This window comes from Dietzia maris, assembly GCF_014144855.1.
In the GTDB taxonomy this organism is placed as follows: Bacteria; Actinomycetota; Actinomycetes; order Mycobacteriales; family Mycobacteriaceae; genus Dietzia; species Dietzia kunjamensis.
Genome location: NZ_JAALDN010000478.1, coordinates 1 through 1,363, shown reverse-complemented (window position 1 = coordinate 1,363; position 1,363 = coordinate 1). Strand labels below are relative to the sequence as shown.

The 1,363-nt window shown below is 65.3% G+C and carries 2 protein-coding genes; one reads left to right on the top strand and one right to left on the bottom strand.

From position 1 onward, the window contains the following. The first annotated feature begins 151 nt into the window (after positions 1–151). On the top strand, positions 152–964 hold the full coding sequence (locus G6024_RS14735; protein ID WP_159149056.1) for a helix-turn-helix domain-containing protein: 813 nt from the start codon (positions 152–154) through the stop codon (positions 962–964). A 15-nt stretch (positions 965–979) separates the two neighbouring features. Here G6024_RS14735 and G6024_RS14730 read toward each other — a convergent pair. Further along, the coding region (locus tag G6024_RS14730; RefSeq protein ID WP_159149055.1) for a hypothetical protein at positions 980–1,363 on the bottom strand (384 nt) is incomplete at its 5' end.

Sequence of the window (1,363 nt, the reverse complement as noted above, 5' to 3'; positions counted from 1 at the left end):
GCGTAGTAGATGTCGGTCATGTCGCCCTCCCACGAAGTCGGACTATCGGCGGTTCCGATCGCCCGGACTCCACTCTGAACTCAGCCGGGTCGTGGCGTCGATTACCTGGGAGGTCATGGAACCGGGTCGTTCACTGGGACAGACTTGTCCCATGACGACGAACACCGGCACCGCCGCCTCCGTTTCTGTCGGCGCACTGCTCCGGCAATGGCGCATCCATCGGCGAGTGAGCCAGCTCGAGTTGTCCAACGAGGCCGCCATCTCCACTCGTCACCTCAGTTTTGTGGAGACCGGGCGGTCCCAACCCAGCCGGGACATGGTGCTTCGGATTGCGGAGCACCTCGATGTCCCCTTGCGGGACCGCAACCAATTGTTGATGGCTGCCGGCTTCGCGCCGCGCTACTCCGAGAATGACCTGGCTTCTCCCGGAATGGCATCGGCTCGGACTGCGGTTCGCGAGATTCTCGCAGCCCACCAGCCGTACCCGGCCCTGGCGGTGGACCGGATGTGGAATGTGCTCGAGACCAACGGTGCGGTCGGTGTCCTCACCCAGGTCGTTTCCCCAGATCTGCTCGCCGAGCGACCACTGAACGCGCTGCGCATGACGCTGCATCCGGAGGGCATGGCGCCTCACATCGCCAACCTCTCTCAGTGGCGCGCATTCGTGCTCGGTGGACTTCGTCGGAGTGCCCTGGCGTTCGCTGACACCGAGATGCTCTCGCTACACGATGAGCTGGCCGCCTACCCCCACCGCGGTTCCGACGACCGAGAGCCGACCGACACCGATGCGAATCCCGTGTATGTTCCGCTGCTCGTACAGGTCGGCGATGCGCGTCTGTCGTTCCTGGCGATGATGGCAACGTTCGGAACCGCTCTGGATGTCACCTTGTCCGAACTGGTCATTGAGACGTTCCTTCCCGCTGACGCCGCCACCGCCGCTTACCTGGCGCGTCACGGGGTATGAGCTAGAGCTCCCACTTCACGGGCTGGGAGATGACGTCGGCCAGGTAGCGGCGGTAGTACCGGGCGGAGCGGTCGACGAACACCTCCATCGCGGCCTCGGCCGCGTCCGGATCACGGGGATTTCGAGCCGGGGAAGTACGAGGAGGACTACCAGATCCAGCTCAAGGAGCTCATCGAGGCCAAGGCGGCCGGGGGAGAGGCGTTCACGGTCGAGGAGCGCGAGGAGGCGAGCGACGACGACGGTGACGACGAGGTCGCCGACCTGCTTGCCGCCCTGCGGGCGGGTGTGAAGCACCGCGGCGGCAACGCAGACGACAGCGACGACGAAGACGACGACGACGAGGGCTCCGGCTCCGGGAAGAAGTCGTCGGCCAAGAAGAGCAGCTCGAGCTCGGCGAAG